General features: G+C 56.3%; 24 protein-coding genes and 1 other annotated feature. Of the genes, 11 read left to right on the plus strand and 13 right to left on the minus strand.

The window, feature by feature from the left end; all coding sequences use genetic code 11:
• Positions 1-41 precede the first annotated feature (41 nt).
• The 6 genes from htpG to IM265_RS04720 form a co-directional block, all read right to left on the minus strand.
• Positions 42-1,916, minus strand: a complete 1,875-nt coding sequence (htpG, locus tag IM265_RS04695; RefSeq protein WP_045259919.1) for a molecular chaperone HtpG — start codon at positions 1,914-1,916, stop codon at positions 42-44.
• Between the two features lie 110 nt (positions 1,917-2,026).
• Entirely contained in the window at positions 2,027-2,632 is a 606-nt protein-coding gene (gene recR / locus IM265_RS04700) for a recombination mediator RecR (RefSeq protein ID WP_006809843.1), read from the minus strand.
• Positions 2,632-2,964 carry a YbaB/EbfC family nucleoid-associated protein gene (locus IM265_RS04705; protein ID WP_003858972.1) on the minus strand — a complete coding sequence of 111 codons (333 nt, stop codon included), beginning with the start codon at positions 2,962-2,964 and terminating at the stop codon, positions 2,632-2,634. Before IM265_RS04705 ends, recR begins: the two co-directional genes overlap by 1 nt.
• Before the next feature lie 53 nt (positions 2,965-3,017).
• Complete coding sequence (dnaX, locus tag IM265_RS04710; protein WP_193031402.1) at positions 3,018-4,946, minus strand: DNA polymerase III subunit gamma/tau; 1,929 nt, start codon at positions 4,944-4,946, stop codon at positions 3,018-3,020.
• Positions 3,624-3,688, minus strand: a sequence feature (DnaX frameshifting element). (Overlaps the previous gene by 65 nt.)
• 88 nt (positions 4,947-5,034) lie before the next feature.
• Entirely contained in the window at positions 5,035-5,586 is a 552-nt protein-coding gene (apt, locus tag IM265_RS04715; RefSeq protein ID WP_000127359.1) for an adenine phosphoribosyltransferase, read from the minus strand.
• 151 nt (positions 5,587-5,737) lie between these two features.
• Positions 5,738-6,115, minus strand: coding sequence for a DUF454 family protein (locus IM265_RS04720; RefSeq protein ID WP_028012194.1), 378 nt, complete (start codon positions 6,113-6,115; stop codon positions 5,738-5,740).
• A gap of 50 nt (positions 6,116-6,165) precedes the next feature.
• Between IM265_RS04720 and priC the strand changes: the two genes are divergently transcribed.
• Complete coding sequence (priC, locus tag IM265_RS04725) at positions 6,166-6,693, plus strand: primosomal replication protein N'' (RefSeq protein WP_193031404.1); 528 nt, start codon at positions 6,166-6,168, stop codon at positions 6,691-6,693.
• Between the two features lie 14 nt (positions 6,694-6,707).
• Complete coding sequence (gene rsmS, locus IM265_RS04730) at positions 6,708-6,884, plus strand: pleiotropic regulatory protein RsmS (RefSeq protein ID WP_063438294.1); 177 nt, start codon at positions 6,708-6,710, stop codon at positions 6,882-6,884.
• Between the two features lies 1 nt (position 6,885).
• Here the strand turns inward: rsmS and mscK are convergent, their stop codons facing one another.
• Both mscK and acrR read right to left on the minus strand, forming a co-directional pair.
• Positions 6,886-10,233, minus strand: coding sequence for a mechanosensitive channel MscK (gene mscK, locus IM265_RS04735; RefSeq protein ID WP_048957834.1), 3,348 nt, complete (start codon positions 10,231-10,233; stop codon positions 6,886-6,888).
• A 112-nt stretch (positions 10,234-10,345) separates the two neighbouring features.
• The gene (gene acrR / locus IM265_RS04740; RefSeq protein WP_100170671.1) at positions 10,346-10,999 is read right to left on the minus strand and encodes a multidrug efflux transporter transcriptional repressor AcrR; all 654 of its coding nucleotides are present in this window, start codon (positions 10,997-10,999) and stop codon (positions 10,346-10,348) included.
• Positions 11,000-11,140: 141 nt separating this feature from the next.
• On the opposite strand from acrR, the gene acrA reads away from it, so the two are divergent.
• The 6 genes from acrA to IM265_RS04770 all read left to right on the plus strand — a co-directional run bounded on the left by acrA (position 11,141) and on the right by IM265_RS04770 (position 17,978).
• Positions 11,141-12,334, plus strand: a complete 1,194-nt coding sequence (acrA, locus tag IM265_RS04745) for a multidrug efflux RND transporter periplasmic adaptor subunit AcrA (RefSeq protein WP_028012190.1) — start codon at positions 11,141-11,143, stop codon at positions 12,332-12,334.
• Between the two features lie 22 nt (positions 12,335-12,356).
• Positions 12,357-15,503, plus strand: a complete 3,147-nt coding sequence (gene acrB / locus IM265_RS04750) for a multidrug efflux RND transporter permease subunit AcrB (protein ID WP_047367620.1) — start codon at positions 12,357-12,359, stop codon at positions 15,501-15,503.
• Between the two features lie 509 nt (positions 15,504-16,012).
• Positions 16,013-16,387: an Hha toxicity modulator TomB gene (tomB, locus tag IM265_RS04755; RefSeq protein WP_028012188.1), complete on the plus strand. Its 375-nt coding sequence runs from the start codon at positions 16,013-16,015 to the stop codon at positions 16,385-16,387.
• A gap of 27 nt (positions 16,388-16,414) precedes the next feature.
• Positions 16,415-16,633 (plus strand): HHA domain-containing protein, encoded by a 219-nt coding sequence (locus tag IM265_RS04760; RefSeq protein WP_008499287.1) that lies wholly within the window; start codon positions 16,415-16,417, stop codon positions 16,631-16,633.
• Positions 16,634-16,842: 209 nt separating this feature from the next.
• The gene (gene maa, locus IM265_RS04765) at positions 16,843-17,394 is read left to right on the plus strand and encodes a maltose O-acetyltransferase (RefSeq protein WP_028012187.1); all 552 of its coding nucleotides are present in this window, start codon (positions 16,843-16,845) and stop codon (positions 17,392-17,394) included.
• Positions 17,395-17,510: 116 nt separating this feature from the next.
• On the plus strand, positions 17,511-17,978 hold the full coding sequence (locus tag IM265_RS04770; protein WP_028012186.1) for a YlaC family protein: 468 nt from the start codon (positions 17,511-17,513) through the stop codon (positions 17,976-17,978).
• Here the strand turns inward: IM265_RS04770 and IM265_RS04775 are convergent.
• Positions 17,950-19,410, minus strand: a complete 1,461-nt coding sequence (locus tag IM265_RS04775; protein ID WP_069733270.1) for a PLP-dependent aminotransferase family protein — start codon at positions 19,408-19,410, stop codon at positions 17,950-17,952. The two genes, IM265_RS04770 and IM265_RS04775, sit on opposite strands and share 29 nt — an antisense overlap.
• A gap of 101 nt (positions 19,411-19,511) precedes the next feature.
• Between IM265_RS04775 and IM265_RS04780 the strand changes: the two genes are divergently transcribed.
• Positions 19,512-20,222, plus strand: a complete 711-nt coding sequence (locus IM265_RS04780) for a GNAT family N-acetyltransferase (protein WP_059357441.1) — start codon at positions 19,512-19,514, stop codon at positions 20,220-20,222.
• Here the strand turns inward: IM265_RS04780 and ykgO are convergent.
• Together ykgO and IM265_RS04790 are read right to left on the minus strand one after the other, a co-directional pair.
• A complete protein-coding gene (gene ykgO / locus IM265_RS04785; RefSeq protein ID WP_003859006.1) occupies positions 20,219-20,359 on the minus strand; it encodes a type B 50S ribosomal protein L36 in 141 nt (46 codons plus the stop codon). The genes IM265_RS04780 and ykgO overlap by 4 nt on opposite strands.
• Positions 20,360-20,361: 2 nt before the next feature.
• Positions 20,362-20,622: a type B 50S ribosomal protein L31 gene (locus tag IM265_RS04790; RefSeq protein WP_006176933.1), complete on the minus strand. Its 261-nt coding sequence runs from the start codon at positions 20,620-20,622 to the stop codon at positions 20,362-20,364.
• 219 nt (positions 20,623-20,841) lie between these two features.
• Between IM265_RS04790 and IM265_RS04795 the strand changes: the two genes are divergently transcribed.
• Positions 20,842-22,407, plus strand: coding sequence for an EAL domain-containing protein (locus IM265_RS04795; protein ID WP_193031405.1), 1,566 nt, complete (start codon positions 20,842-20,844; stop codon positions 22,405-22,407).
• Here the strand turns inward: IM265_RS04795 and IM265_RS04800 are convergent.
• On the minus strand, positions 22,400-22,672 hold the full coding sequence (locus IM265_RS04800) for a metal/formaldehyde-sensitive transcriptional repressor (protein WP_028012182.1): 273 nt from the start codon (positions 22,670-22,672) through the stop codon (positions 22,400-22,402). The two genes, IM265_RS04795 and IM265_RS04800, sit on opposite strands and share 8 nt — an antisense overlap.
• A gap of 133 nt (positions 22,673-22,805) precedes the next feature.
• Here IM265_RS04800 and IM265_RS04805 point away from each other — a divergent pair, with 133 nt between their 5' ends.
• Positions 22,806-23,630, plus strand: a complete 825-nt coding sequence (locus tag IM265_RS04805; RefSeq protein WP_193031406.1) for a nickel/cobalt efflux protein RcnA — start codon at positions 22,806-22,808, stop codon at positions 23,628-23,630.
• Between the two features lie 33 nt (positions 23,631-23,663).
• On the opposite strand, the gene IM265_RS04810 is transcribed toward IM265_RS04805, so the two are convergent.
• Positions 23,664-26,756 (minus strand): beta-galactosidase, encoded by a 3,093-nt coding sequence (locus tag IM265_RS04810; RefSeq protein ID WP_193031407.1) that lies wholly within the window; start codon positions 26,754-26,756, stop codon positions 23,664-23,666.
• Between the last annotated feature and the right edge of the window lie 39 nt (positions 26,757-26,795).

Below are 26,795 nucleotides of genomic sequence, written 5' to 3' on the forward strand. Positions count from 1 at the left end.
TCCCACGGGGAGAGGGAGAAGACCAGGGGAGACCTGGTCAGTTACGCCAGCAGCAGCGCATTCACACGTTTAATGAACAGGTTAGGATCTTCCAGGGTGCCGCGCTCGGCCAGCAGGGACTGATCCAGCAGCAGTTCAACCCACTCGGCAAAGCGAGCTTCATCCTGGGTATCCGCCGCGCGTTTCACCAGCGGATGATCCGGATTAAGCTCAAAGATATATTTCACTTCCGGCACGGCCTGGCCCGCCGCGGCGAACAGCTTCGCCATCTGGGTGCTCATTTCGTCGGCATCGGTGGTGACAATCGCCGGAGTATCGGTCAGACGGTGCGTGAAGCGTACCTCTTTCACGCGGTCGCCCAGCAGGGTTTTGACACGCTCAACGAACGGCTCCAGCGCCTTCTCGGCTTCTTTCGCGCTTTCGTCCACTTCATCCGCCAGCTTGTCGATGGACTCGTCGGCTTTGGCAACGGACTGGAACGCCTTACCGTCGAACTCGGTCAGGTAGTTCATCATCCACTCGTCGATGCGGTCAGAAAGCAACAGCACTTCGATGCCTTTCTTACGCAGCAGCTCCAGGTGCGGGCTGCTCTTCGCTGCCGCATAGCTGTCAGCGGTGATGTAGTAGATCTTCTCCTGCCCTTCTTTCATGCGGGAGACGTACTCTTCCAGCGACACGGTCTGGGCGGAGGAGTCGGTGTGCGTAGAGGCGAAGCGCAGCAGTTTGGCGATAGTTTCAACGTTCGCCATGTCTTCAGCCGGGCCTTCTTTCAGCACCAGGCCGAACTGTTTCCAGAAGGTCTGGTATTTTTCCGCGTCGTCTTTCGCCAGTTTTTCCAGCATCTGCAACGCACGTTTGGTCAGGGCGTTACGCAGATTACGGGTGACGGTGCTGTCCTGGAGGATTTCACGGGAGACGTTCAGCGGCAGATCGTTGGAGTCTATCAGGCCACGAACAAAGCGCAGGTAGTTCGGCATGAACTGCTCGGCATCGTCCATGATGAAGACGCGCTGCACGTACAGCTTCAGGCCGTGCTTGTGATCGCGGTTCCACATGTCCCACGGTGCCTGTGCAGGGATATACAGCAGGCTGGTGTACTCCTGCTTCCCTTCCACGCGGTTGTGGCTCCAGGTCAGCGGGTCGGTAAAGTCGTGGGCGATGTGCTTGTAGAACTCGTTGTACTCGTCGTCTTTGATTTCAGCCTTGTTACGCGTCCACAGCGCCTGCGCCTTGTTGATTTTCTCCCAGGAAACAACGGTTTCACCGTCTTTCTCTTCCTGTTTTTCAATTTCTACCGGCAGCGCGATGTGGTCGGAATATTTGCTGATGATGGAGCGTACGCGCCAGTCGTTCAGGAAATCATCTTCGCCTTCGCGCAGGTGGAGGGTGATTTCGGTGCCGCGATCCGCTTTGGTGATGTCATCAACGGTGTATTCGCCTTCCCCTTTGGATTCCCACAGCACGCCGTTCTCGGCGCTGTCGCCCGCGGCACGGGTGCGCACGGTGACTTTGTCCGCCACGATGAACGCCGAGTAGAAGCCTACACCGAACTGGCCAATCAGCTGGCTGTCTTTCGCCTGGTCAGAGCCCATAGACTCCAGGAACGCTTTGGTGCCGGATTTAGCGATGGTGCCAAGGTGGTCGATCACCTCGTCGCGGTTCATCCCGATGCCGTTATCAGCGATGGTCAGGGTGCGGTTCTCTTTGTTGAAAGAGACGCGCACGCGCAGCTCGCCGTCGCCTTCATACAGATCCGGGTTGGACAGCGCGCGGAAGCGCAGCTTGTCCGCCGCATCGGAGGCGTTGGAAATCAGCTCACGCAGGAAAATTTCTTTGTTGGAATACAGGGAATGGATCATCAGGTGCAGAAGCTGTTTTACTTCTGACTGGAAACCACGGGTTTCTTGTCCTTTCATCTAAGTCGACCTCAACAATGCCATTTAATGGGGTTGTAAAACGTTGAGTGAGAGATGGGGATAAGGGGGGAAATTTTCAAGCGGAGGCCGCGCGCGCAGCCTCCGTTTGGTCAGAAAATAATCTTGTGTCGTCCGGCCAGCGAGTGCGACAGCGTGGTGCCGTCGACCATCTCCAGCTCGCCGCCGACCGGCACGCCGTGGGCGATGCGGCTGGCGTCAACGCCGTACTGCGCGCACAGCTCGGCGATATAGTTGGCGGTTGCCTCTCCTTCCACCGTCGGGTTGGTGGCGAGGATCACCTCTTTGATGGTTTCGGACTCAAGACGCTGTTCAAGGCGATCGAGACCGATATCGTCCGGGCCAATGCCGTCCAGCGGGGAGAGATGCCCCATCAGCACAAAGTAGCGGCCGGAAAACTGCCCGGTTTGTTCGATGGCGTAGATGTCCGCCGGACTCTCCACCACGCAAATCTGACCGTTCTCCTGACGACGCGGGTTCGTACAGATGTTACACACGTCCTGCTCGGTAAAGGTCCGGCAATCCGCACAGTGACCAATTTCTGACATGGCGCGGGTTAAAGCCTGCGCCAGGCGCATCCCGCCGCTGCGGTCGCGCTGCAATAGCGTAAACGCCATGCGCTGCGCCGACTTCGGGCCAACGCCCGGCAGGCAGCGCAGTGCTTCCATTAACTGCGTGAGCAGCGGACTGGTTTGCATCAGAATGGCATCTTAAAGCCCGGCGGCAGCTGCATACCGCTGGAAACAGAGGCCATTTTCTCTTTCTGGGTTTCGTCGATACGGCGAGCGGCATCGTTAAACGCGGCTGCAACCAGATCTTCCAGCATTTCTTTGTCGTCTTCGAGCAGGCTCGGGTCGATTTCAACGCGACGGCAGTTGTGCGCACCGTTGATGGTCACCTTGACCAGACCGGCACCGGATTCACCCGTGACTTCCAGCTGAGCGATCTCTTCCTGCATCTTCTGCATTTTTTCCTGCATCTGCTGAGCCTGCTTCATCAGGCCACCCAGACCGCCTTTTCCACCAAACATAGGCTTCTCTCTTCTTTCACGTTAAGGATTACAACCGTAAGTCAGACTCACGATCAAATGGGGCGAATACTCTCTTCATCCAGATCGGCGTCGAAGAACCGGCGCAGGGTCTGGATGTTGTTATCCGCAATAATTGCCTCGCGCGCCTGCGCGAGCTTCTCTTCATAAATGGCCTGGCGCCACTCGAGCGGCGTTTTCACTGCCGGATTATCATCTTCAATGATAGTCAATTCAACCGGTGAACCCTGTAAAGCAGCAAGCGCCTCGGCCAGCGCCTTTTGCGCGCCAGGGGAATTGAGGTGCCGCTGGCCCGGACGCAGGTGCAGACGCACCTGATTGCCGTCCTGCTCTTTCCAGGCGTTCAGCGCGACCTGCTCCACCAGCTTCGGCAGCTGGAGTTGGCTGACCTCAGCGGCCCAGGCGTCGCGCGCGATGGACTCTTCGGCGAGCTTAGCGGAAAGCTCCGGCGTTTTTTCATGCTCCAGCGCCTTTTTCAGCGCTTTCGGCGTGGCGACCACTTCCTTGACCGTTTCAACAACGGTGGTCGCCTTCCAGCGGTAAGCCTCTTCTTTCACCGGGGCTTTCTGCTCGAGCGCGGACGGTACCGGACGCGACTGTACGCGCTCCGTTACCGAGGCCAGTCGTTCAAGCGCGGCGTTGTTCACCGGCCGCGCTCTTCCTGGCGCTGCCGGTTCACTCTTTTTTGGTTTGGTTACTCCCTGCGCACGTTGCAGCTGGCTGCGTGCGGCAAGCACCGAACTGGTGGCATCCGACAGCGGTACGTTTTGCTGTGGCGGCGGCGTCGGCTGCGGTGGCACCTGCTGCGGTGACATCACCGCCGTAGGGGCGACCGGGGCAAAAGACTGCCGCGGCGCTTCCGGTTCCGGCAACGGCATGCGCGGGTGGAACGCCAGCGCGCGCAGGAGCGTCATTTCGACGCCCATCCTGGGGTCCGGCGCGAACGGTAACTCTTTGCGGCCAATCAGCAGCGTCTGGTAATACAGCTGCACGTCGGCAGGCGGCACGGTGCGGGCAAGTTCACGCATCCGCTGTTCAATAGCGGCCATATCCGCACCGATGGCCGACGGAGACAGCTGCAGCATCGCCACGCGGTGCAGCAGGCTGAGCATCTCGACCAGCAGCGCTTCCCACTCAATACCGCGGGCAGCGGCCGCGTTCACCAGCGACATCACGCGCTCGCCGTTGGCGGCAATCATCGCTTCGATGAGCGACAGCGCCTGATCGTCATCCAGCGTGCCGAGCATGGTGCTGACCGCTTCGGTCGAGAGCTTGCCGTCACCGCTGGCAATCGCCTGGTCGGTCAGGCTTAGCGCATCACGCAGGCTGCCGTCAGCCGCGCGGGCCAGCAGCTGCAGGGCGCGCGGCTCGTGAACGATCTTCTCTTCATCAAGGATGTGCTCAAGCTGCGCGCGGATCTGCTCAACGTCCAGCGCCTTCAGGTGGAACTGCAGGCAGCGCGACAGGATGGTGACCGGCAGCTTTTGCGGATCGGTGGTCGCCAGCAGGAATTTAACGTGCGCGGGCGGCTCTTCCAGCGTTTTCAGCAGGGCGTTAAAGCTGTGGCGCGACAGCATGTGCACTTCATCGATCAGGTAGACCTTGAAGCGGCCGCGCGCCGGGGCGTACTGCACGTTGTCGAGCAGATCGCGGGTGTCTTCCACCTTGGTGCGCGAGGCGGCGTCGATCTCGATCAGATCGACAAAACGCCCCTGCTCGATCTCGCGGCAATTGTCACACACGCCGCACGGGGTGGCGGTGATCCCGGTTTCGCAGTTCAGACCTTTCGCCAGCAGACGGGCAATAGAAGTCTTACCGACGCCGCGGGTGCCGGAAAAAAGATAAGCGTGATGGATGCGACCTAGCGACAAGCCGTTCGCCAGGGCCGTCAGCACATGTTCCTGACCGACAACGTCAGCAAAGGTTTGTGGTCGCCATTTACGGGCTAACACCTGATAACTCATGGGCAGGCTCTGCAACGCTGGAAGGTGAATTTATGGAGGGGAATGCTATCACAACCTCACCCATTGAGCGAGGTTGTGAAAACCGGGATTAATGACCCGGGAAAGGCACCAGGCTGTAGCTGGTAATGCCCTGTTTTTCCAGGCGCTGTTCACCGCCAAGATCGAACAGGTTGATGATGAAGGCCGCGTCGGTCACTTCCCCACCCAGACGGCGGATCAGCTTGACGGTCGCTTCGATAGTGCCGCCGGTTGCCAGCAGATCGTCCACCACCAGCACTTTGTCGCCGGGCTTGATCGCGTCAACGTGGATCTCCAGCTGATCGGTGCCGTACTCCAGCTCGTAGCTCTCCGCGATGGTTTCACGCGGCAGTTTGCGCGGCTTACGCACCGGCACAAAACCCACGCCCATCGCCAGCGCAACCGGTGCGCCAAACAGGAAGCCACGGGCTTCGGTACCTACTACTTTGGTGATCCCGGCGTTTTTATAACGCTCCACCAGCAGTTCAATGCTGAGCGCGTACGCTTTCGGGTCTTCCAGCAAGCTGGTGACATCACGGAAAAGAATGCCAGGCTTTGGATAGTCCTGGATGCTTTTGATGCTATTTTTCAGATATTCAAGCTGCTGTGCAGTTGCGGTCATCGGTTTGTGCCTAAATGAAACAGTGTTACTCACGGCGCGCGACGAGTCGGTCAAAGTAACAGTTGTTTAACCTTTGACCAGGCGCACCTGTGCTCGAAAACGGTCGAATTTACTGGCTGCGCGCCATAATTGCAACCGCCATGATGAGGCTTCAGTGCTTTTGTTGCTTTTCATCAACCACGGGGATCCGCCACATGAAGATCAGCAGGCAGGCCAGGATCGCCAGCAGCAGAATACGCACCCACATCATGTTCACCAGCCATAACGAAACGGCGAAGGTGATCAGGATAAAGGCAATGGCGCGCGGCTTGGCCCCGGGCGGCATGGCCCGGTGTTTTTGCCAGTGCCGCAGGTAGCCGCCAAACCACGAGCGATACAGCAGCCAGTGGTGAAAACGCGGCGACGATCGGGCGAAGCACCAGGCGGCCAGCAGGATAAACGGGGTGGTCGGCAGCAAGGGCAAAACCACACCTAGCGTACCCAGCACTACCGCGAGCCAGCCAATGATGATTAAAATAGTACGCTGCATAATGCGAATCGTTATCAAACTGAACGGCTACTTTACCACTGGAGAGCGCATTGAAAACAGCACTGCTTCTTGAGAGGCTGCAAAATCAGCTGATCGCTCTGCGGGCGCAGGCCACGCCGCTGATGGGACACGCCACGCTGAAACCGCGCTTTGACCGGCAGCTTTTCCGCACCCGCAGCACCGTCATTCAGGATTACCTTGCTGAGATGCAGACCAACCTCGATGAGCTTCGCCACGCGGTTGAGAGTGAACAACAGGAACAGGTGGTGTGGCTTGCGGAGCATCTTACCGAGCAGATCACTGCCCTGCACCGCGAAATCGCCGCCTGGCCGCTACGGGCGTGGGACAGCGCCTCGCCTGGGCTGGGAAAATGGCAGCGCAAGCGGCTGGAGAACCAGGAGTTTGAGCGGCGTCTGTTGGAGATGAAGCGCGAGCGCGAAGCCCGCCTGAACAATAGCGAAACGCTGGAAGAGCAGCAGCTATTGATGCGCGAGATTAGCGCGCTGGAAGGCCGCATCGTCCGCTGCCGTCAGGCGCTGGATGAGATTGAACGCGTGATTGAACGCCTGACCCGTTAACTGGAGCCACATCTATGTCACTGGAAAATGCACCCGACGAGGTCAAGCTGGCCGTCGATTTGATTATGCTGCTGGAGAATCATGAGATCCCGGTCGAGACGGTGCTTAAAGCGCTGGAGATTGTGCGGCGGGATTTTGAGGGGAAACTTCCCCCTCACTCTAACCCTCTCCCTGTGGGAGAGGGAAAATAGATTAAGCCGGAGTCGGGTCGTCGCCCTTAATGTCGCGCTTCACTTCCGTGTGCTCGTCACCTTTCTCATTATGCAGGTGAACCTCAAGCTGGTTGAAGGCGATGTTAATGTTGTTTTCACGGCACAGGCGGTCGATCGCGCGGTTCAGTTCATCAACGGTGTAGCTGCGATCGCGCAGTTCACGCACGTATAAACGCAGCTCGTGATCCAGCGTGCTTGGCCCGAAGGTGGTGAAGAAGACATCTGGCGCAGGATCGTGCATGACTTTTGGATGCGATTTAGCGGCTTTAAGCAATACCTCTTTCACTTTATCCAGATCGGAACCGTAGGCCACGCCGAGGCGAATCACCACGCGCGTGGTGGTATCCGAGAGCGACCAGTTGATCAGACGCTCGGTCACGAACGCTTTGTTCGGGATGATCACCTCTTTACGATCGAAGTCAGTGATGGTGGTCGCACGAATTCGGATCTTGCTGACGGTCCCGGAGAACGTACCGATGGTGACGGTATCGCCGATACGCACCGGACGTTCGAAGAGGATAATCAGGCCGGAGACAAAGTTACCGAAGATCTCCTGCAGGCCAAAACCAAGACCGACCGAGAGGGCCGCCGCCAGCCACTGCAGTTTATCCCACGAGACGCCCAGCGAGCCGAATACCGTCATCGCCCCGACGATAATGATGACGTAATTCAGGATGGTGGTGATGGCGTAAGACGCCCCCTGGCGCAGGTTCAGCCTTGAGAGCACCAGCACTTCCAGCAGACCCGGCAGATTACGAATCAGCGCCCAGGCCACCACCGACGACACCAGCGCAAACAGCAGGCTGCCCATGGTGACGCTTTTCATCACCGCCGCGCCGGCTTCGGTACCGTTGTACTGCCAGAGGGTAATACTGTCGAGATAGGCGAAGACGGTAATTAAATCAGACCAGATCGCCCAGAACATCACCGCAAACAGCGCGATCATCACCAGCATGGTGATACGCAGCGTCTGCTGGTTAACCTGCTCCAGCGCGATGGTCGGCTCTTCCTGCGGCTCCGCGCCTTCAGCCCCCTCTTTCACCTGATGCTGACGACGCGCAATGGCACGACGGTAAGCAATGCGGCGGGCCGCGACGCTTAAGCCGCGCAGCACGGTCTGATAGAGCAGGTTCCAGACGATCACCAGATAGACCGTCTCGATCCAGCGCCCGGACAGGCGCAGCGTGGTGTAGAAGTAGCCCGTTGCCGTAAGCACCATCAGCGCCAGCGGAATGATCGCCAGCACCGTCACGGTGGCCAGACGGATATTGTGGGACTCTTTATCACGCCAGCTGTCGCGGCACATCGGCCACATCAGGATCGCAATCAGCAGCAGGTTGAGCAGAATGACCAGTTGACCCAGCACATCATCCATCAGATGCAGCGGGGAAAGCTCGGAGACTACCGACCAGAAGTGCAGCGGCAGGAGCGCCAGGCTGACGCGCACAATCTGGCGACGCCAGTGGCTGGTCAGCTGCGCAGGCATGTTGAAGTGACGCACCGCCACGCCGTCTTTTTCGAGCACCTTCCAGCACACGCCAAATACCAGCCAGAACAGCGCCAGTTTTTTACTGAACGCCCAGAGCAGATCGCTGACGTTAAGCTGCATCGTGAGCAGGATCAGGCCCACGGCCAGAATAATCAGGCACACCGGCAACGCGCGAATGAGATCGATCAGAATCGCTTTTGGCGTATGGAGCTGGCTGTCGTTACGCAGTTGCCCCACTTCCGAGGCCAGCTTCGCCTGGTACTGTTTCAGCCATTTCAAACGCCAGCGGATCAGACCGGCAATCAGCAGCAGCGGTAAGCCCGCCAGGAAAGCAATCATTACCGCAGGCCAGGCTTTCTCCCAGTTCACGGTGATTTTCATGCTCTTAATCTGCGTTTTCAGCGTCTCCGGGAAGGACTTAATCCAGTCCCAGTCCATCGGCTTGTTGCTGTTCACCCAGAAAATCTGCTGCGTCAAAATCTCCTGCAGGCTTTTTGACACGCTGACCAGCTGCTGCTGGTTAATCTGCAGGTTAATTGCCATCATCAGCTGGTTGCCCAGCTGTTTATTGAGCTGGTCCAGCAGTTCACGGCGCATATCCACAACCTGGAGCAGCGCGTCATGCACTTCCGGGTTTACGTCACTGGAGTGCCCCTCTTCAATTTTGGCGACGAAGGCATCACTCTGGAAAAGGGCATCGCGCTGCTGGTTGACGTCAAACTGCTCCAGACGTAAATCCGCAATGCGGTTGGTCATGTCCTCCAGCTCGTCGGCGGACGGCAGCGTCTGCTGCTGCTGGTAGAGAATACGCGACAGCAGGAGGCTGCCCTTCAAGACCGCGATCTGCTCTTTGATGTTGCGTTCCGCCTGCAGCGCGCGATCCAGCCAGTTCTTCACTTTAATATTTTGCTGAACCAGCGAGTTGCCGCTTTCCGTCGCCAGTATCAGGCGCTGGCTGAGCTGGTGGTTAGCCTCAAGCTCCTGCTTCACCAGCGGGTTGGCCTGAATGCGGGCAGTTTCGTCCGGCGAGACGGCTTCCTGAGCGGTTTTTTCCGTCAGGGTCAGGCGTTTGCTGTTTACCGCCTCCTGCAACAGCTGAAGCTGATGCTCCAGACGATTAATATTCGCCGTCACGTAATCACGCTGTTTCTGGAGCGTGTCCTGCAGCACCGTATTCCCTTCCAGGCTTTTACGCTGCTGTTCGATTTGCGCATTGAGCAGCGACTGCTGAACCAGCAGCAGGGTTTGCTGGGTCGGGCGCAGCGTGCCCTCCCCTACCGTCGTGCCGTTCAGGCGGTTGCGGATCTGCTGCAGCTGCTGAGACGCGGCGTACATCGCGTTTTGCACGCGCTCGGGCTGGGTTTGCAGGGAGACGAGCTGACTGTTGTAGGTCGCGAGGTCAGACTGTGCGGTTTGCAGATCGTCGAGCAATTGCGCGACGCGCGATTCCAGCTGGCGTAAGGAGAGCGTGGAGAGCGTTTTGCGCGTTTCATCGTCGTTATCGACGTCGCTCAGCGCGCTCAGCGCTTCCGTGGCCTTACGCATGTTCTCCGGCGCCTGCGCCACCTTCTGACGAAGCTGGGTGGTTTCAGCTTTAACGCGCTCAATCTTATCAATGTTTTCCAGCGTTTCCGTCAGATCCTGCTGGGTGAGTTTCTCCTGAGGAGAGAGCTCTTTTTGTTTGTTCAGGGTGTCGAGCTGCGACTGAATTTCACTGCGCGAGGGAATATCAGTGCTGTTGTCTGCGCGGGCCCAGGTAAGCGGCGCGGTGGAGAAGAAAAACAGCATAGCAAAGAGCAATGCAAATACAGGATGTTGCGAGCGATTGATGGGCAGCATAGTTGTGAATGATGTCAGCAGATGACCGAAAATAGTCCGGCGTGAAGAATATCACGCTCGTCGGAAGCAGAATAGCGAGAACGTAAGCCTCTGAGATAAATCCTGGAAGGGCTCAGGCCGTGAGCGAAGGCGCGTCGCTGCGCAGCGTCGGGCAGAGCTGTAGCATTTCCAGTAAAATCGCCACGAAGCTGCGGGCTTCCTCTTTGAGGTCAAAGGATTGCGGCGCAAAAAGCCAGTTTTCCATCAGACCTGAAATGTAGCTGCGCATCAGGATGGCCGCCCGGCGGGTGAGTAAATTGGCCGGTAACAGCTTTGCCTGCATACACAGGTTCAGGTTCTGTTCGATACGATCGTAGCTCTCCAGGCTGAGGCTGCGCTGCGCCTGTTGCACCACCGCCATTTCGCCCACGAACTCACATTTATGAAAGATAATTTCCATCATTAATCTGCGACGCTCTTCAACTACCGTTGCTTCAAGGATATATACTAATATTTCTCTTAATACTGAGAGTGGATCGTCAGGGAATTTTGCCCGATACTCACTCTCGAGATCGCTAATGCTGGACTCTGAAAGCTCCCAGATTTCACTGAACAGATCTGACTTATCTTTAAAATGCCAGTAAATCGCTCCCCGCGTCACACCGGCAGCCTGAGCAATTTGCGCCAGCGAGGTAGAAGAAACACCCTGCTGAGAGAACAAACGTATCGCCACATCCAGAATGTGTTGTCGGGTTTCCAGCGCTTGTTGTTTAGTTTTTCGTGCCATAGGTGGGTGAATTTACAGGAGTCAGATTTACATACATTTGTGAATGTATGTACCATAGCATGACGATAATATAAACGCAGCAATGGGTTTTTAGACTCAGGACCCTTGATCAATTTGAAATCGGACACTCGAGGTTTACATATGAACAAAAACAGAGGGTTAACGCCTCTGGCGGTCGTTCTGATGCTCTCAGGCAGCTTAGCGCTTACAGGATGTGACGACAAACCGGCTCAACAAGGAGCTCAGCAGGCGCCAGAAGTCGGCGTTGTGACACTCAAATCTGAACCTCTACAGATCACCACAGAATTACCAGGCCGTACAAACGCTTACCGCATTGCGGAAGTGCGTCCTCAGGTTAGCGGCATTATCCTGAAACGTAACTTTACCGAAGGCGGCGATGTGAAGGCCGGTGAGTCTCTGTATCAGATTGATCCCGCGACCTATCAGGCTTCTTATGAAAGCGCGAAAGGTGACCTGGCTAAAGCACAAGCGGCGGCAAAAATCGCTCAGCTGACGCTGAACCGCTATCAGAAACTGCTCGGCACGAAGTACATCAGTCAACAGGATTACGATACCGCGCTGGCAGATGCCCAGCAGGCTAACGCGGCCGTGGTAGCAGCCAAAGCGGCTGTCGAAACTGCACGCATTAACCTGGCCTATACCAAAGTGACCTCCCCTATCAGCGGTCGTATTGGTAAATCTGCCGTGACGGAAGGGGCGCTGGTGCAGAACGGGCAGACCACTGCGCTGGCTACCGTGCAGCAGCTTGATCCGATCTACGTTGACGTGACGCAGTCCAGCAACGATTTCCTGCGCCTGAAACAGGAGCTGGCTAACGGCACCCTGAAACAGGAAAACGGCAAAGCCAAAGTGGAGCTGGTTACCAACGACGGTATCAAGTTCCCGCAGGAAGGTACTCTGGAATTCTCCGATGTGACGGTCGACCAGACCACCGGTTCCATCACCTTACGTGCGATTTTCCCGAACCCTGACAAAAATCTGCTGCCAGGTATGTTCGTTCGCGCGCGTCTGGAAGAAGGAACGAATCCAACCGCACTTCTTGTTCCACAGCAGGGTGTGACCCGTACGCCACGCGGCGATGCGAGCGCACTGGTTGTTGGGGCAGATAACAAAGTCGAAACGCGCAATATCACCGCCACGCAGGCGATTGGCGATAAATGGCTGGTGACGGAAGGTCTGAAAGATGGCGATCGCGTGATTGTTACTGGTTTGCAAAAAGTACGTCCTGGCGCGCAGGTAAAAGCACAGGAAGTGACATCTGACGATAAACAACAAGCTTCGGCCGCTGGCCAGTCAGAACAAACCAAGTCTTAACTTAAACAGGAGCCGTTAAGACATGCCTAATTTCTTTATCGATCGCCCCATATTTGCGTGGGTGATCGCCATTATCATCATGCTGGCCGGGGGACTTGCGATCCTGAAGCTGCCTGTTGCGCAATATCCAACGATTGCGCCACCGGCGGTAACGATCTCCGCAACCTACCCGGGGGCTGATGCGAAAACGGTGCAGGATACCGTGACTCAGGTTATCGAACAGAACATGAACGGTATCGATAACCTGATGTACATGTCCTCAAACAGTGACTCCACCGGTACGGTTCAGATCACCCTGACCTTTGAATCCGGTACGGATGCGGACATTGCGCAGGTTCAGGTGCAGAACAAACTGCAGCTGGCAATGCCTCTTCTGCCGCAGGAAGTGCAACAGCAGGGTGTGAGCGTCGAGAAATCGTCCAGCAGCTTCCTGATGGTTGTCGGCGTGATTAACACCAACGGCACCATGACGCAGGAGGATATTTCCGACTACGTGGGCGCTAACATGAAGGACGCCATCAGCCGTACGTCCGGTGTGGGTGACGTTCAGCTGTTCGGTTCCCAGTACGCGATGCGTATCTGGATGGATCCGAACAAACTGAACAACTTCCAGCTGACGCCGGTTGACGTGATTAACGCGATTAAAGCGCAGAACGCCCAGGTGGCAGCCGGTCAGCTAGGCGGTACGCCGCCGGTGAAAGGCCAGCAGCTTAACGCGTCCATTATCGCGCAAACCCGTCTGACCTCCGCCGATGAGTTCAGCAAAATTCTGCTGAAGGTGAACCAGGACGGTTCGCAGGTTCGTCTGCGCGACGTGGCCAGGGTTGAGCTGGGTGGTGAGAACTACGACATCATCGCGAAGTTTAACGGTAAACCGGCGTCCGGTCTGGGTATCAAACTGGCGACAGGCGCGAACGCCCTGGACACCGCGACGGCGATCCGTGCGGAACTGAAGAAGATGGAACCGTTCTTCCCGTCAGGCCTGAAAATCGTTTATCCGTATGACACTACGCCGTTCGTTAAAATTTCGATTCACGAAGTGGTTAAAACGCTGGTAGAAGCGATCATCCTGGTGTTCCTGGTGATGTATCTGTTCCTGCAAAACTTCCGCGCGACGCTGATCCCAACCATCGCCGTGCCGGTCGTTCTGCTGGGGACCTTCGCCATCCTTGCAGCCTTTGGGTTCTCGATAAACACCCTGACGATGTTCGGGATGGTGCTCGCCATCGGCCTGCTGGTGGATGACGCCATCGTGGTGGTAGAAAACGTCGAGCGCGTGATGGCGGAAGAAGGTTTACCGCCGAAGGAAGCCACCCGTAAATCTATGGGCCAGATCCAGGGCGCGCTGGTCGGTATTGCGATGGTGCTGTCCGCGGTATTTATCCCGATGGCCTTCTTCGGGGGCTCTACGGGTGCGATTTACCGCCAGTTCTCCATTACCATCGTCTCCGCGATGGCGCTGTCGGTACTGGTAGCGTTAATCCTGACGCCAGCGCTGTGTGCCACCATGCTGAAGCCGGTTCAGAAAGGCGGTCACGGCGAGCATAAAGGGTTCTTCGGCTGGTTTAACCGCATGTTTGATAAGAGCGCGCACCACTACACCGACAGCGTGGGCAATATCCTGCGCAGCACCGGTCGTTATCTGCTGCTCTATATCATCATCGTAGTGGGGATGGCGTTCCTGTTCGTTCGTCTTCCAAGCTCGTTCCTGCCAGATGAAGACCAGGGCGTGTTCCTGACGATGGCACAGCTTCCGGCAGGGGCGTCGCAAGAGCGTACCCAGAAGGTGCTGGACGAAGTGACGGACTACTATCTCACCAAAGAGAAAGCGAACGTTGAATCCGTGTTTGCGGTTAACGGCTTTGGCTTTGCGGGTCGTGGTCAGAACACCGGTATCGCCTTCGTTTCTTTGAAAGACTGGGCGGATCGTCCGGGCGATGAGAATAAAGTTGAAGCGATCACGGGCCGTGCCATGGGCACCTTCTCGCAGATTAAAGATGCGATGGTCTTCGCCTTTAACCTGCCAGCGATTGTTGAACTGGGTACGGCGACCGGCTTCGACTTCCAGCTGATCGACCAGGGCGGTCTGGGTCACGAGAAACTGACGCAGGCGCGTAACCAGCTGTTCGGCGAAGTGGCTAAACACCCTGACCTGCTGGTCGGCGTACGTCCAAACGGACTGGAAGATACGCCGCAGTATAAGATCAACATCGATCAGGAAAAAGCGCAGGCGCTGGGCGTGTCCATCAGCGACATCAATACCACGCTGGGCGCGGCCTGGGGCGGTAGCTACGTCAACGACTTCATCGACCGTGGTCGCGTGAAGAAAGTGTACGTCATGTCCGAAGCGCAGTACCGTATGTTGCCGAACGATATTAACAACTGGTACGTTCGCGGCAGCAACGGTCAAATGGTGCCGTTCTCATCCTTCTCAACGTCACACTGGGAATACGGCTCTCCGCGTCTGGAACGTTACAACGGTCTGCCGTCGATGGAAATCCTGGGTCAGGCCGCACCAGGCCGAAGCACCGGTGAAGCCATGAACCTGATGGAAGAGCTGGCCAGCAAACTGCCTGCGGGTATCGGCTATGACTGGACTGGTATGTCCTATCAGGAACGTCTGTCCGGAAACCAGGCCCCTGCCCTGTACGCCATTTCACTGATTGTGGTCTTCCTGTGTCTGGCGGCGCTGTACGAGAGCTGGTCAATTCCGTTCTCCGTTATGCTGGTGGTTCCACTCGGGGTTATTGGTGCGCTGCTTGCGGCAACGTTCCGTGGATTGACCAACGACGTGTACTTCCAGGTAGGCCTGCTGACAACCATTGGCTTGTCGGCGAAGAACGCGATACTTATCGTTGAATTCGCCAAAGATCTGATGGAGAAAGAGGGTAAAGGCCTTATTGAGGCGACGCTGGAAGCGGTGCGTATGCGTCTGCGTCCAATCCTGATGACCTCTCTGGCGTTCATCCTCGGCGTAATGCCGCTGGTTATTAGCTCCGGTGCAGGCTCCGGTGCGCAGAACGCGGTCGGTACAGGTGTAATGGGCGGTATGATCACCGCGACCGTACTGGCTATCTTCTTCGTCCCGGTGTTCTTCGTGGTGGTGCGCCGCCGCTTCAGCCGGAAGAATGAAGATGTTGAGCACAGTCATTCGGTAGAACCTCACTGATACCGGTTTCATATAATAAAAAGGCCGCATTTGCGGCCTTTTTCATTTTCAGAAAAAATCATAAAATAAGCTTATTGAGGTCCTATTTATTTTCTGTCATCTTAAACAGACATATCATATTTAACTGATAACTTAATAGGTGAACTCAGGATTTTTTTAAATCTATTTCCCTGCTTAAGTTGTTAGGAATATTCCTAATTAAAAGTTAAGACAAACGGAACTCCGGATGTGAACTTTTCTTATGGCTGTAAGCTAAGCCAATGAAATGTAAGGAAGCGAAAAAACTACCGTTAATCCTGATAAAAAAGTTCAGTTTCGGATGAACATTTGCGTAGACGCTCGCAGCCTGCGGTTTTATTTGTAATTTTTCGTAATAGCGCGGTGAAATCCAGGAAGGAGTGGCTTATAGTTAGGTTATCAGGAACACAGCGCTCATGTAGCTAAGTCAGATGTATCCATCCCGACAATGATGTTCGGTGAGTAAGAAATCACTCAGAAGGGGATGCGCTATGGACGAGTACTCGCCAAAAAGGCATGATATCGCGCAGTTGAAATTTCTCTGCGAATCCTTGTACCATGACTGCCTTGCCAATCTTGATGAAAGCAACCATGGCTGGGTAAATGACCCAACGTCTGCCATCAATTTACAGTTGAATGAGCTGATAGAGCATATCGCTACCTTCGCACTTAATTATAAAATTAAGTACAATGAAGATAATAAGCTCATTGAGCAAATTGATGAATACCTGGACGACACCTTTATGTTGTTCAGCAGTTACGGCATTAACACTCAGGATTTGCAAAAATGGCGTAAATCGGGAAACCGGCTATTCCGCTGTTTCGTCAACGTGAGCAGAGCTAACCCGGTTAGTCTTTCCTGTTAAAATTATTACAATTACTAAGGTGAATTTATGTCTGATAAACCACTCACAAAAATCGATTATTTGATGCGCTTACGACGTTGTCAGTCAATTGACACCCTTGAACGCGTCATTGAAAAGAATAAATACGAGCTTTCTGATAATGAACTGGCGGTATTTTATTCAGCCGCTGACCATCGCCTTGCAGAGCTAACGATGAATAAGCTGTATGACAAAATCCCTACTTCTGTATGGAAATTTGTCCGTTAATCTTTGAAGTGTGTCTGTAGAGGTTCTACGCCACGTTATAAGCTGTATTCACCTGTCCCGTTATGCTCCCTGCGCGAAAGCCAGGTCTCCGTGTTAAACGCGCTCATCAGCAACAATGTTGTGACTGTGGTCACATCGGCCTCCCGGGAACGTTCCCCTTAACGCCTGTTGCGATTACCCTTCAGGAATAACATCCAGAGAGGTTTCCGATGAGCATAGAAAAACAGAAGATGATTTCAGGTGAACATTACCGCCCTGGTGATGAGACGTTACGCGCCGACCGGCTTCGGGCGCGCCATCTGCTTCACCGCTATAACCACACCGCGCCTGACGAAAAAACAGAACGCCAGAACATTCTGGCGGAACTGCTGGGACAAAGCGAAGGGGCGTATATTGAGCCGAGCTTCCGCTGTGACTATGGATATAACATTTATCTGGGCAAAGACTTTTACGCCAACTTCGATTGCGTAATGCTGGATGTCTGCCCTGTACATATTGGCGACAACTGCATGCTCGCGCCGGGCGTTCATATTTATACGGCCACCCATCCGCTGGATGCGCAAGAACGTAACAGCGGAGTGGAGTTTGGTAAGCCCGTCACCATTGGCAATAATGTCTGGATTGGTGGACGTGCGGTCATTAACCCAGGCGTCACCATCGGGGATAATGTGGTTGTGGCTTCCGGTGCCGTCGTGACGAAAGACGTGCCGGCTAACGTCGTCGTGGGCGGCAACCCGGCGAAAATCATCAAAACGCTGTAACAATCCGGGGAGCCAACTGTTATGGTCTTTTAGCGCCCGACTGTTACTTTTTTCAGCCGGATGGCTCCCCTAAAATTGGCAGATACCCTGTATTGTCAACTCTCAAAAGGCCAAAAATGACCGAGATACAGCGCCTGCTTACCGCCACCATCGACGATCTTAACCACCGCGAAAAGCGAGACAATCGCCCGCGCTTTAGCATTAGCTTTATCCGCAAACATCCCGGGCTGTTTGTTGCCATGTATGCCGCCTGGCTGGCGACGCTGATTGTCATGCTGAAGTCCGAAACGCTGGTGGACTCCGTCTGGCTGCTGGTGGTGCTGTTTGTCGTGTTTAACGCCTTTTTCTTTTTCGACGTGAATCCCCGCTACCGTTACGAAGATATCGACGTCCTCGATTTCCGGGTATGCTACAACGGCGAATGGTACAACACGCGTTTTGTGCCAAATGAGCTTATCGACAGCATCCTGCACTCTCCGGCTGTCGAAACCGTGCACAAAGAGAAGCTGCAGAAAATGGTCGCAACGAAAGGCCAGCTCTCTTTTTATGATGTTTTTACCCTTTCCCGCCCTGCTGCTGCGTAATTAACGCCTGCAGGCGTCGGATACCCGGTGCAAACTGCGAAGCAGAGGTGTTGCCGTAACCTAAAACCAGGCCGGTTTGCCCCTGCTTCGTCTCCAGGTAATAGCCGCTCAGCGCAGCAGGTGCCAGCTGAAATGCCCTCGCTTTCTCCACCAGCCGCTGGTCGTCGATACCGTCAATCGCCAATGTCAGGTGCATTCCCCCTTCACCGGCAAGAACACGGTGCGGAGTATAAAGCTCTGCGCTCAGCACCTCCCGCAGCTGGCGGTAACGCTTACGATACAGGCGACGCATGGCGGCAAGATGACGGGCATAGTGCCCCTCCTCGATAAACAGCGCCAGGGTGCGCTGTTCTGCGCGATGCCCGCCGCGCAGCAGCGAGCCGATAGCAGGACGCGCTGCTTTCGCCAGCGCTGGCGGTAACACCATGAACCCCATTCGGAGCGACGGAAACAGCGTTTTACTAAACGTCCCCAGATACACAACGGGCGCATTGTTAACCATGCCCAGCATCGCCGGTACGGGCTCGCCGACATAGCGGAACTCGCTGTCATAATCGTCCTCAATGATCCACGCCTTGTGCTGGCGGGCCAGTTCCAGCAGCGCCAGACGCCGCCGCGCGCTGAGCACGCTCCCGTAAGGAAACTGATGCGACGGCGAAGTGAAAACGAGCGCAGGTGAAGGCGCATGCAGCCCTTCCCAGCACATTCCCTCGTCATCCACCGGTATGCCGATCATCGCAAGGCCGGTTTTGACGAAGGCGCTTTTGGCTCCGCTGTAGCCGGGATTTTCCACCCAGGCGACATCCCCCGGCTCGCTTAACAGCATCGTGCACAGATTGACGCCCTCCAGCGCCCCTTCGGTTATCACAATCTGGCTGGCGTCGCAGTCAATGCCGCGAGAAAGCGCAAGGTGACGGGCGATGGCTGCCCGCAGCGACGGCTCACCGGCCGGGTCGCCATAGCCCAGCAGAGCGCTCCCCTCCTCCCGCAGGACGCGATCGTACAATCGCCGCCACAGCGGCAAGGGGAAATAGTTGATGGCGGGCGTTCCCGGCGTAAAGGCCATCACCGGGGTGTCGCGCGGCACAGGCGCAGGCAGCTGAACGACACGTTTTGCCAGCCTGACCTCAGGATCGGTCAGAACCCGCGGGCTGGCACGATGGGCGAATTGCGCCACCCGCGTCCCCTGACGGTTACGCAGCAAATAGCCTTCGAGCGTGAGCTGGTCCAGCGCCGCATTGACGGTGTTCCGTGAAACGGAAAGCTGCTGCGCCAGCGTTCGCGAGCCGGACAGCTGGCTGCCGGACCGAAGCCTTCCGCCCAGTATGGCCTCCCGCAAAGCGAGATAGAGCGCGCGCTGGAGCGTCTCTTCCCCACGCGTTTTAAGCGCAGCATGGAGCAAGGTATAAAGTTCATCGCCCGGTATGTTCATCTCATCTCCTTGTGGTACCACCAAAACATAGCTGAGTGGTTCTTTTTAAGGAACCAGTAATTTTCTAATCTGGAACTCTTCTCAACGTCACGGAAATAAAGATGAAGACATTCAATGAGTTTGGACAACCTGTGGGCGAAGCCCTTACCGACTGGCAGCCTCGCCCTCATCCGTCCCGGGTGGTACTGCAGGGGCATTATTGTCGGCTTGAACCGCTGCGCGTGGAGCATGCCGGGGCGCTGTTCTCCGCCTATGCTCTGGCCGGAGACACCCGGAGCTGGACGTGGCTTCTGCGTGAACCCGATGCCACGGCCGCTGAGTTTGCCGAATGGGTGGCAAGCGTGTGTGAGTTATCTGACCCGATGCACTTTACCGTTATCGATAATCAGACCCAGGCCCCGGTCGGGACGCTGGCCCTGATGCGGATCGATCCTAAAAACGGCGTTGTGGAAGTGGGACACGTTCACTTCTCCGTGCTGTTAAGCCGCACGCCCATGTCAACAGAAGCGCAATATCTGCTGATGCGGTACGCGTTCGATACCCTGGGCTACCGGCGATATGAATGGAAGTGCAACAGCCTGAACGAACCATCACGCAAAGCGGCACTGCGTCTGGGCTTTCAGTTTGAAGGCCGTTTTCGCCAGGCGCTGGTCATAAAAGGCCGTAACCGGGATACCGACTGGTTTTCGATTCTCGACAAAGAGTGGCCGGCGCTGGCGAGCGCCTTTGAAAGCTGGCTTGCCACCGACAATTTTACTGCCGATGGCAAACAGAAAAGATCCCTGGAAAGCTGGCGAGAAACGCGCGTCTAGCGTCTTTTTTTACGTCCCTGCACCGCCTTAAAACGCGGATTGGATTTGCAAATCACGTATAAGCGTCCCTTGCGTTTGACTATCTGGCAATCCGGGTGACGCTGTTTTGCGCTGCGCAATGAGTTAAGCACCTGCATGGTTAGCCCCGCTTCGCATTAAGAAAACCGCCAAAACGCTTGCGGAAGCGCGCTGCGCTGCCATCCGTGGAAAACGTTTTTTGCTTACCGGTATAAAACGGATGCGATTTTGAAGAAACCTCGATAGTGATGTACGGATACGTTTCACCGTCGAGCTCAATTTCGCGGTCGGTTTTAATGGTTGAACCCACTTTAAAGTATTCATTGGCACTGGTGTCGTGGAATACCACGGTGCGATACGCTGGATGGATGTTTGGTTTCATCATAAACCCTTTGTGTTTTGTTATAACATAACAAAATAATATCCAGGCAAGGTTGAAAAAACAACCCTCTCTCTCCTGAGGATATTTTCTAATTTGCTTTAGATAACATGAAAACCCTGCCCCCACGTGCTATAACTATTTCATTTCGCGGTAAAATCTTTCTCTTCAGGCAGGAAACTCAGCGTCCGGATTCGGGCATATGAGAAAGGAAACGACAGCATGAAAACCCGACATCTGGTCAGTCTGGTGACTGGCGTACTTATCTTTTCCGTGCTGGTTCCCATTTGCCTCAGCATCTGGCTTGCCCATCGCCAGGCAGAAGAGAAATTTGTTGATGCGCTGGATAGCTATGCTTCTCGGGTGCTGATGCGCACCGACAGAGTCGTGGATCAGGCTAAAGAAGCGTTAAATCACCTGCAGGGATTTAAGGGCGTTCCCTGTAGTCCGCTGCATTTGAGGGAAATACGTCGGGTCGCGTTCTCGTGGCGCTATATCCAGGAGGTGATCTATATCGACAACCTCAAACCCCTCTGCTCTTCGCTTGAGCAGGCCAGTAAATCCGCCGCTTATCCTCCCCCCATGCGTATCACCGAAGATGGCTACAGCGCGTGGCTTACCGCACAGAACGATCTTGGCTTTCACCGCTATATGGCCGTGCTCGGGAAGGGCCATTACCTTGTTCTGGTCGATCCTGTCTCGCTTGTGGATGTGATCCCTTTCGGGGCGATTGCCATTGATGCCGCTCTGGTGGGAAGCGCAACGCATCTTATTTTCGCCAGCAGTAACACGCTTGATCCGCATATCCGCGATCGGATCAACGATCGAGGCGTCTCCAGCGTTCAGTACAAGGGCTCCATGTACGTCATGAAGCCAGTCCCTGAGCTTGGATTTACTGTCGTCACGTGGGCAGCGCTCACCCCTCTGGCTGAAAGCTGGCACCGACAGCTGCTTTTCTGGCTGCCGTTTGGCGTCCTGATAAGCCTGCTGGCGGCACTGTTTGTCCTGCGGATCCTGCGACGTATTCAGTCGCCGCGCAATCGCCTGCTGGACGCCATTAACAGCCGCGATTTTGTGGTTCACTATCAGCCCATCGTGGCGCTGTGCAGTGGAAAAATCGTGGGTGCGGAAGCGCTTGCGCGCTGGCCCCAGCCAGACGGAAGCAGTCTCTCGCCTGATATATTTGTGCCGCTTGCCGAGCAAACCGGCCTCATCTCGCAGCTGACGCAGTTAGTTATGGAAAAAGTGTTTGAAGATATGGGCCACTGGCTACAGCTCCACCCCGATCAGCATATCTCCATCAACCTCGCCCCGGCCGATTTGACCTCCGGTAATCTGCCGCCTTTACTGAGCCAACTCCTGAATAAGTGGCAGATTCATCCCCGACAAATCGCCCTTGAGTTAACCGAGCGTGGCTTTGCCGACCCCAAAATCAGCGCGCCGGCTATCGCCGCGTTTCGCCGTTCGGGCCACCCTGTCTACATTGATGATTTTGGCACGGGCTATTCCAGCCTCAGCTATCTGCAGCATCTCGATGTCGACACGCTAAAAATTGACAAATCGTTCGTGGATGCACTGGAGTACAAAAACGTAACGCCGCACATTATCGAAATGGCGAAGTCGCTGCAGCTGGCAATGGTGGCGGAAGGCGTGGAGACCGAAGGGCAGCTTACCTGGCTGCACCGCCACGGCGTGCAGTATGGGCAGGGGTGGTTCTACAGTAAGGCGCTGCCCAGGACGGAATTTATCCTTTGGGCAGAGAACAACCTCGCCACGCGCTCTACTTAAGATAGGATTTGATCACCTGCAGCACGACGCCAAGATCGGCTTCACGCTGCGCCTCTTCGGGCTCTTTCACGACATGATCGGTAAGATGCCCTTCAATCACCTGCATCATCATGCCATTGACCGCGCCACGGATCGCCGCCAGCTGCTGTAACACCTCGGCACATTCGTGATCGCTGTTGAGCATTTTCTCCAGCGCGGTGCTCTGCCCCTGAATTTTCTTCAGGCGAGTCAATAACATCTTCTTATCGCGAACGGTATGTGACATCTCTGTCTCCCTCAGTTTTGGCTTTTAAAGCATATCACGCTCTACTCCCCCTGAGTATTTTTCTACTGGGGGGTAGTATTAGGCTACTGGGGGGGAGTACTATTTGCGCACGCTTTCCATACTGGAAATTTCAATGAACGATTTTGCTTCACTCCTGCAGCAGGGTAATGCCTGGCTGTTTGTTCCCAGCGCTATCCTGCTCGGTGCGCTGCATGGCCTGGAGCCGGGCCACTCAAAAACAATGATGGCTGCCTTTATCGTGGCTATCCGCGGCACGCTGAAGCAGGCGGTGCTGCTCGGTCTGGCGGCTACGCTTTCCCATACGGCGGTAGTCTGGATCATTGCCATGGCAGGACTATGGTTTGGCCGCGGCTGGGACGCACATACGTCCGAACCCTGGTTCCAGCTGATCTCCGGGGTGTTGATCGTTGCAATCGCCCTGTGGATGGCGTGGCGAACCTGGAAAGAGAGCCGGCCACACGATCATCATCACGATTGCCACAACCATCATGACCATGATCATGACCACCACCATGATCATCACCATCACCATGAACACCCGCTGGTTGAAGAGGAGTGGCAGGACGCCCACCAGCGCGCGCACGCGCAGGATATCAACCGGCGTTTCAACGGACAAAACGTGACGACAGGACAGATCGCGATGTTTGGCCTGACCGGCGGGCTTATCCCTTGCCCGGCGTCCATCACCGTTCTGCTGATCTGCCTGCAGCTGAAGCATTTTGCGCTCGGCGCGACGCTGGTATTCAGCTTCAGCATCGGTCTGGCATTAACGCTGGTCGCTTCCGGCGCGATTGCCGCCTTAAGCCTTAAGCACGCGACAAAACGCTGGCCCGGATTCAGCGAACTTTCCCGCAAAGCGCCGTGGATCTCCGCCGCGCTGATTATCGTGGTAGGGATTTACATGAGCCTGCATGGCCTGAGCGGCATTCTGGGGTAAGCAGGCGGCCACGCCCGGTGGCCGCCTCTCTGGTCAGGTAAGAGTCTGCTGCCAGCTAAAGGTATAACGAAGCTGGCGCGTCTGCAGGATAAATTCCGGTGAAACGCTGGGGCTCCAGGAGTCATCGCCGCCCACCCCCATATGAAACGCATCGAGGTTGAGCCAGCACCCCGGCTCTTCCCGCAGCAGATGGTGATGGGTTGTCTCACGCAGCTGCTGCTGGCTATAGCGGCCCACTGAGAAATGGAACGCGCCATTCAGCTGATGCGCACCCAGCACAAGTTTGCGGGTATCGCAGCGCAAACCATTTTCCGTCGGGAAGATATACGGCGTGTGCATGTCTGCCAGGGGGAGTGTCCAGCGCCCCTGCTGCGCCGCCAGCTTTCTGTCCGGGTAGTTTTCATGCGGCCCCAGCCCCAGCCAGTCAACCTTTTCTGGCGTTTCAGCGAGATGAACGCTCAGGCCAATGCGCGCGGGCTCCGGGATATCAGACGCAATATCGACCTGAATGTCGCCATGCAGAACCCCCTGCTCGTCCACCCGCCAGATTTTACGGCTCAGGAACAGCGCCCTGCCGCGATGCTCCAGGACATTAAGCGTGGTAACCACCACCTCACGCGCATGCTGCTCTGCCTCACAGTGCAGCATGCGCGAGGTGAGATCGTACATGCCCGCCGCTTTCCAGCGTTCAACCCACGCGTTTGGATCGATGCGCGTCGCTTCGCTCACCCCAATGTCGTTGTCCAGCGGCGCGCGGCTGACGTTATCCGTCACGGGTGAAAGCAGCGTTTCAACGCCATTTCGCCACCATTGAGTCAGGTATCCGGATGCGCGATCGAACTGCCAGCGCTGTTGACGATGCGCGATCGCCAGGATGCGGTCGTTTTGCGTTAAAACCGGCGGCTCGCCCGTAGAGGCTGGCGGTGCAATAAAGAGTGGGGCCGGAAGCGTCCACTGCTCCCACGCGCAGCGATGGCCAGCCGGTGACCACGGCGTTGCCCGCGGCTGGCGCACTTCAACATTCAGCCAGACTTCCCCCGGCTCGGCTTTCAATTCCGGCAGAGCGATCTCCAGACGCTGAACGCCTTCAGGGGCTATCGCCAGCGTCACCTCGCCCGAAGCCAGTACCTTCCCATCCCGGGCAACCGTCCAGCTCAGCACTTCGTTATCGGTAGGGCGGAACAGGTAGCCGCTTTGCACCTCAATCACCAGCGGAGAGGTACTGACCAGCGTAAAGGTAAAGAACTGCTGGGCGCGCTGCGCCTCGTACAGCGCCGGATGCGGCGTGCGATCGGGGAAGACCAGGCCATTGAGGCAGAACTGGCGATCGTTCGGCGTATCGCCAAAGTCCCCGCCGTAGGCCCAGAACGCGTTGCCCTTTTCGTCTTTCTTCGTCAGTGCCTGATCGACCCAGTCCCAGACAAACCCACCCTGCAGGCGAGGATGGCTGCGAAACGCCTGCCAGTATTTCGCAAACCCGCCGAAGCTGTTTCCCATCGCGTGGGCGTATTCACAGAGGATCAGCGGACGCGTTTCGTCGGGCATGCCGATCCATTTCTTGATTGACCATTTAGGCACCGCCGGGAAAGGCTGATCCCAATCGACCCGGGCGTACATCGGGCAAACAATATCGGTCGCCGCCGTATTCGCCCCGCCGCCTTCGTACTGTACCGGGCGCGTGGGATCGGTGGTTTTCAGCCAGCGGTACAGCGCATCATGATTCGCGCCGTGGCCGGACTCGTTACCCAGCGACCAGATGATAATTGAGGGATGATTGCGATCGCGCTGCACCATGCGGGTTACGCGCTCACTCATGGCGGGCAGCCAGCGTGGATCGTCAGCGAGGCGGCTCATCGGCACCATGCCGTGGGTTTCAATATTGGCTTCGTCAACGACGTACAGCCCGTAGCGATCGCAAAGCCGGTACCACAGCGGATGGTTCGGGTAGTGCGAGCAACGAACGGCGTTGAAGTTATGCTGCTTCATGATTTCGATGTCGCGACGCATGGTCGCCTCGTCCATCACCTGACCGTTTTCCGGGTGATGCTCGTGTCGGTTAACCCCGCGGATCAGCAGCGGCTTACCGTTAAGCTTCAGCAGGCCGTTGCTGATGTCAACGCGGCGGAAGCCCACATCGCACGCCTCAACCTCCAGCACCTCACCCTGCGGGCCGAGAAGCGCCATCGTCAGGCGATACAGTTCCGGCGTTTCAGCACTCCAGAGCGCGGGGCGGTCAATGGGGATCGCCACCGTTAAGCGTTCGTCCCAGCTGCCGCGCTCGTCCACAACGGCAGACCCCGGACGCCGGGAAACGCTGGCGCATTTTTCACCCTTGCGCCACAGGGTAAAGACCACCTCGCAGTCTGCAAAGCCCGCCCCTGCCAGCGCGACATCTGCCTTAAGCACCGCGCGGTCCAGCTCCGCATTCAGGTCCGTCACCACGCGATAATCGGCAATCTGCGTTTCGGGTTTATGCAGCAGCGTCACATCGCGGAAAATACCGCTCATGCGCCACATGTCCTGATCTTCCAGATAGCTGCCGTCGCACCAGCGCAACACCATGACCGCCAGGCGGTTCTCACCGGGCCGCAGGACCGTCGAGAGATCGAATTCGGCAGGCAGCCTGCTGTCCTGGGAATAGCCCATCCACCGCCCGTTGCACCACAGATGAAACGCAGAGTTCACGCCGTCAAAGATGATGCGGGTCTGCCCGCTCTGAAGCCACGCGTCATCCACATCAAATGTGAGCGAGTAACAGCCGGTTGGGTTTTCCTGCGGCACAAAAGGCGGATTAACGGGGATAGGATAGGTGACGTTGGTATAGATGGGCGTGTCAAACCCCTGCATCTGCCAGTTCGACGGCACGGGCATCGCAACGGCGTCCGCACAGTCTTCGGTTACCCACGCCTCCGGGATTTGCTCAGGTGCAGGAAAGTAGTTAAATCGCCACACCCCATTGAGGTAGCGTCTGCTGGCGGATCCAGCATCATCCAGGGCAGGCTGTTCAAGACGCCAGCTGTGTAACGGCGCATGTGCCTCCAGACGGTTCCACTGGGTGACACCCGGGTTTTCCCAGTCCCGTCGGGCCAGAATGGCGCTGAGAGTCAGCGATAAAGTGTTGGGCATATTAACCTCTTTGCGAAGCGCTCACAATTTTGGTTAACA

This window comes from Enterobacter cloacae complex sp. P17RS (assembly GCF_014895885.1).
GTDB lineage: Bacteria > Pseudomonadota > Gammaproteobacteria > Enterobacterales > Enterobacteriaceae > Enterobacter > Enterobacter bugandensis.

Excerpts from the sequence above, each read along its gene's own strand:
- acrA (WP_028012190.1), top strand. The coding sequence starts at position 11,141 with ATGAACAAAAACAGAGGGTTAACGCCTCTGGCGGTCGTTCTGATGCTC.
- IM265_RS04800 (WP_028012182.1), bottom strand. The coding sequence starts at position 22,672 with ATGTCACATACCGTTCGCGATAAGAAGATGTTATTGACTCGCCTGAAG.
- mscK (WP_048957834.1), bottom strand. The coding sequence starts at position 10,233 with ATGCTGCCCATCAATCGCTCGCAACATCCTGTATTTGCATTGCTCTTT.
- apt (WP_000127359.1), bottom strand. The coding sequence starts at position 5,586 with ATGACCGCAACTGCACAGCAGCTTGAATATCTGAAAAATAGCATCAAA.
- IM265_RS04705 (WP_003858972.1), bottom strand. The coding sequence starts at position 2,964 with ATGTTTGGTGGAAAAGGCGGTCTGGGTGGCCTGATGAAGCAGGCTCAG.
- tomB (WP_028012188.1), top strand. The coding sequence starts at position 16,013 with ATGGACGAGTACTCGCCAAAAAGGCATGATATCGCGCAGTTGAAATTT.
- acrB (WP_047367620.1), top strand. The coding sequence starts at position 12,357 with ATGCCTAATTTCTTTATCGATCGCCCCATATTTGCGTGGGTGATCGCC.
- IM265_RS04760 (WP_008499287.1), top strand. The coding sequence starts at position 16,415 with ATGTCTGATAAACCACTCACAAAAATCGATTATTTGATGCGCTTACGA.
- IM265_RS04720 (WP_028012194.1), bottom strand. The coding sequence starts at position 6,115 with ATGCAGCGTACTATTTTAATCATCATTGGCTGGCTCGCGGTAGTGCTG.
- IM265_RS04805 (WP_193031406.1), top strand. The coding sequence starts at position 22,806 with ATGAACGATTTTGCTTCACTCCTGCAGCAGGGTAATGCCTGGCTGTTT.
- IM265_RS04775 (WP_069733270.1), bottom strand. The coding sequence starts at position 19,410 with ATGAACATACCGGGCGATGAACTTTATACCTTGCTCCATGCTGCGCTT.
- IM265_RS04795 (WP_193031405.1), top strand. The coding sequence starts at position 20,842 with ATGAAAACCCGACATCTGGTCAGTCTGGTGACTGGCGTACTTATCTTT.
- dnaX (WP_193031402.1), bottom strand. The coding sequence starts at position 4,946 with ATGAGTTATCAGGTGTTAGCCCGTAAATGGCGACCACAAACCTTTGCT.
- ykgO (WP_003859006.1), bottom strand. The coding sequence starts at position 20,359 with ATGCAGGTGCTTAACTCATTGCGCAGCGCAAAACAGCGTCACCCGGAT.
- maa (WP_028012187.1), top strand. The coding sequence starts at position 16,843 with ATGAGCATAGAAAAACAGAAGATGATTTCAGGTGAACATTACCGCCCT.
- IM265_RS04790 (WP_006176933.1), bottom strand. The coding sequence starts at position 20,622 with ATGAAACCAAACATCCATCCAGCGTATCGCACCGTGGTATTCCACGAC.
- acrR (WP_100170671.1), bottom strand. The coding sequence starts at position 10,999 with ATGGCACGAAAAACTAAACAACAAGCGCTGGAAACCCGACAACACATT.
- htpG (WP_045259919.1), bottom strand. The coding sequence starts at position 1,916 with ATGAAAGGACAAGAAACCCGTGGTTTCCAGTCAGAAGTAAAACAGCTT.
- recR (WP_006809843.1), bottom strand. The coding sequence starts at position 2,632 with ATGCAAACCAGTCCGCTGCTCACGCAGTTAATGGAAGCACTGCGCTGC.
- IM265_RS04810 (WP_193031407.1), bottom strand. The coding sequence starts at position 26,756 with ATGCCCAACACTTTATCGCTGACTCTCAGCGCCATTCTGGCCCGACGG.
- IM265_RS04780 (WP_059357441.1), top strand. The coding sequence starts at position 19,512 with ATGAAGACATTCAATGAGTTTGGACAACCTGTGGGCGAAGCCCTTACC.
- IM265_RS04770 (WP_028012186.1), top strand. The coding sequence starts at position 17,511 with ATGACCGAGATACAGCGCCTGCTTACCGCCACCATCGACGATCTTAAC.
- rsmS (WP_063438294.1), top strand. The coding sequence starts at position 6,708 with ATGTCACTGGAAAATGCACCCGACGAGGTCAAGCTGGCCGTCGATTTG.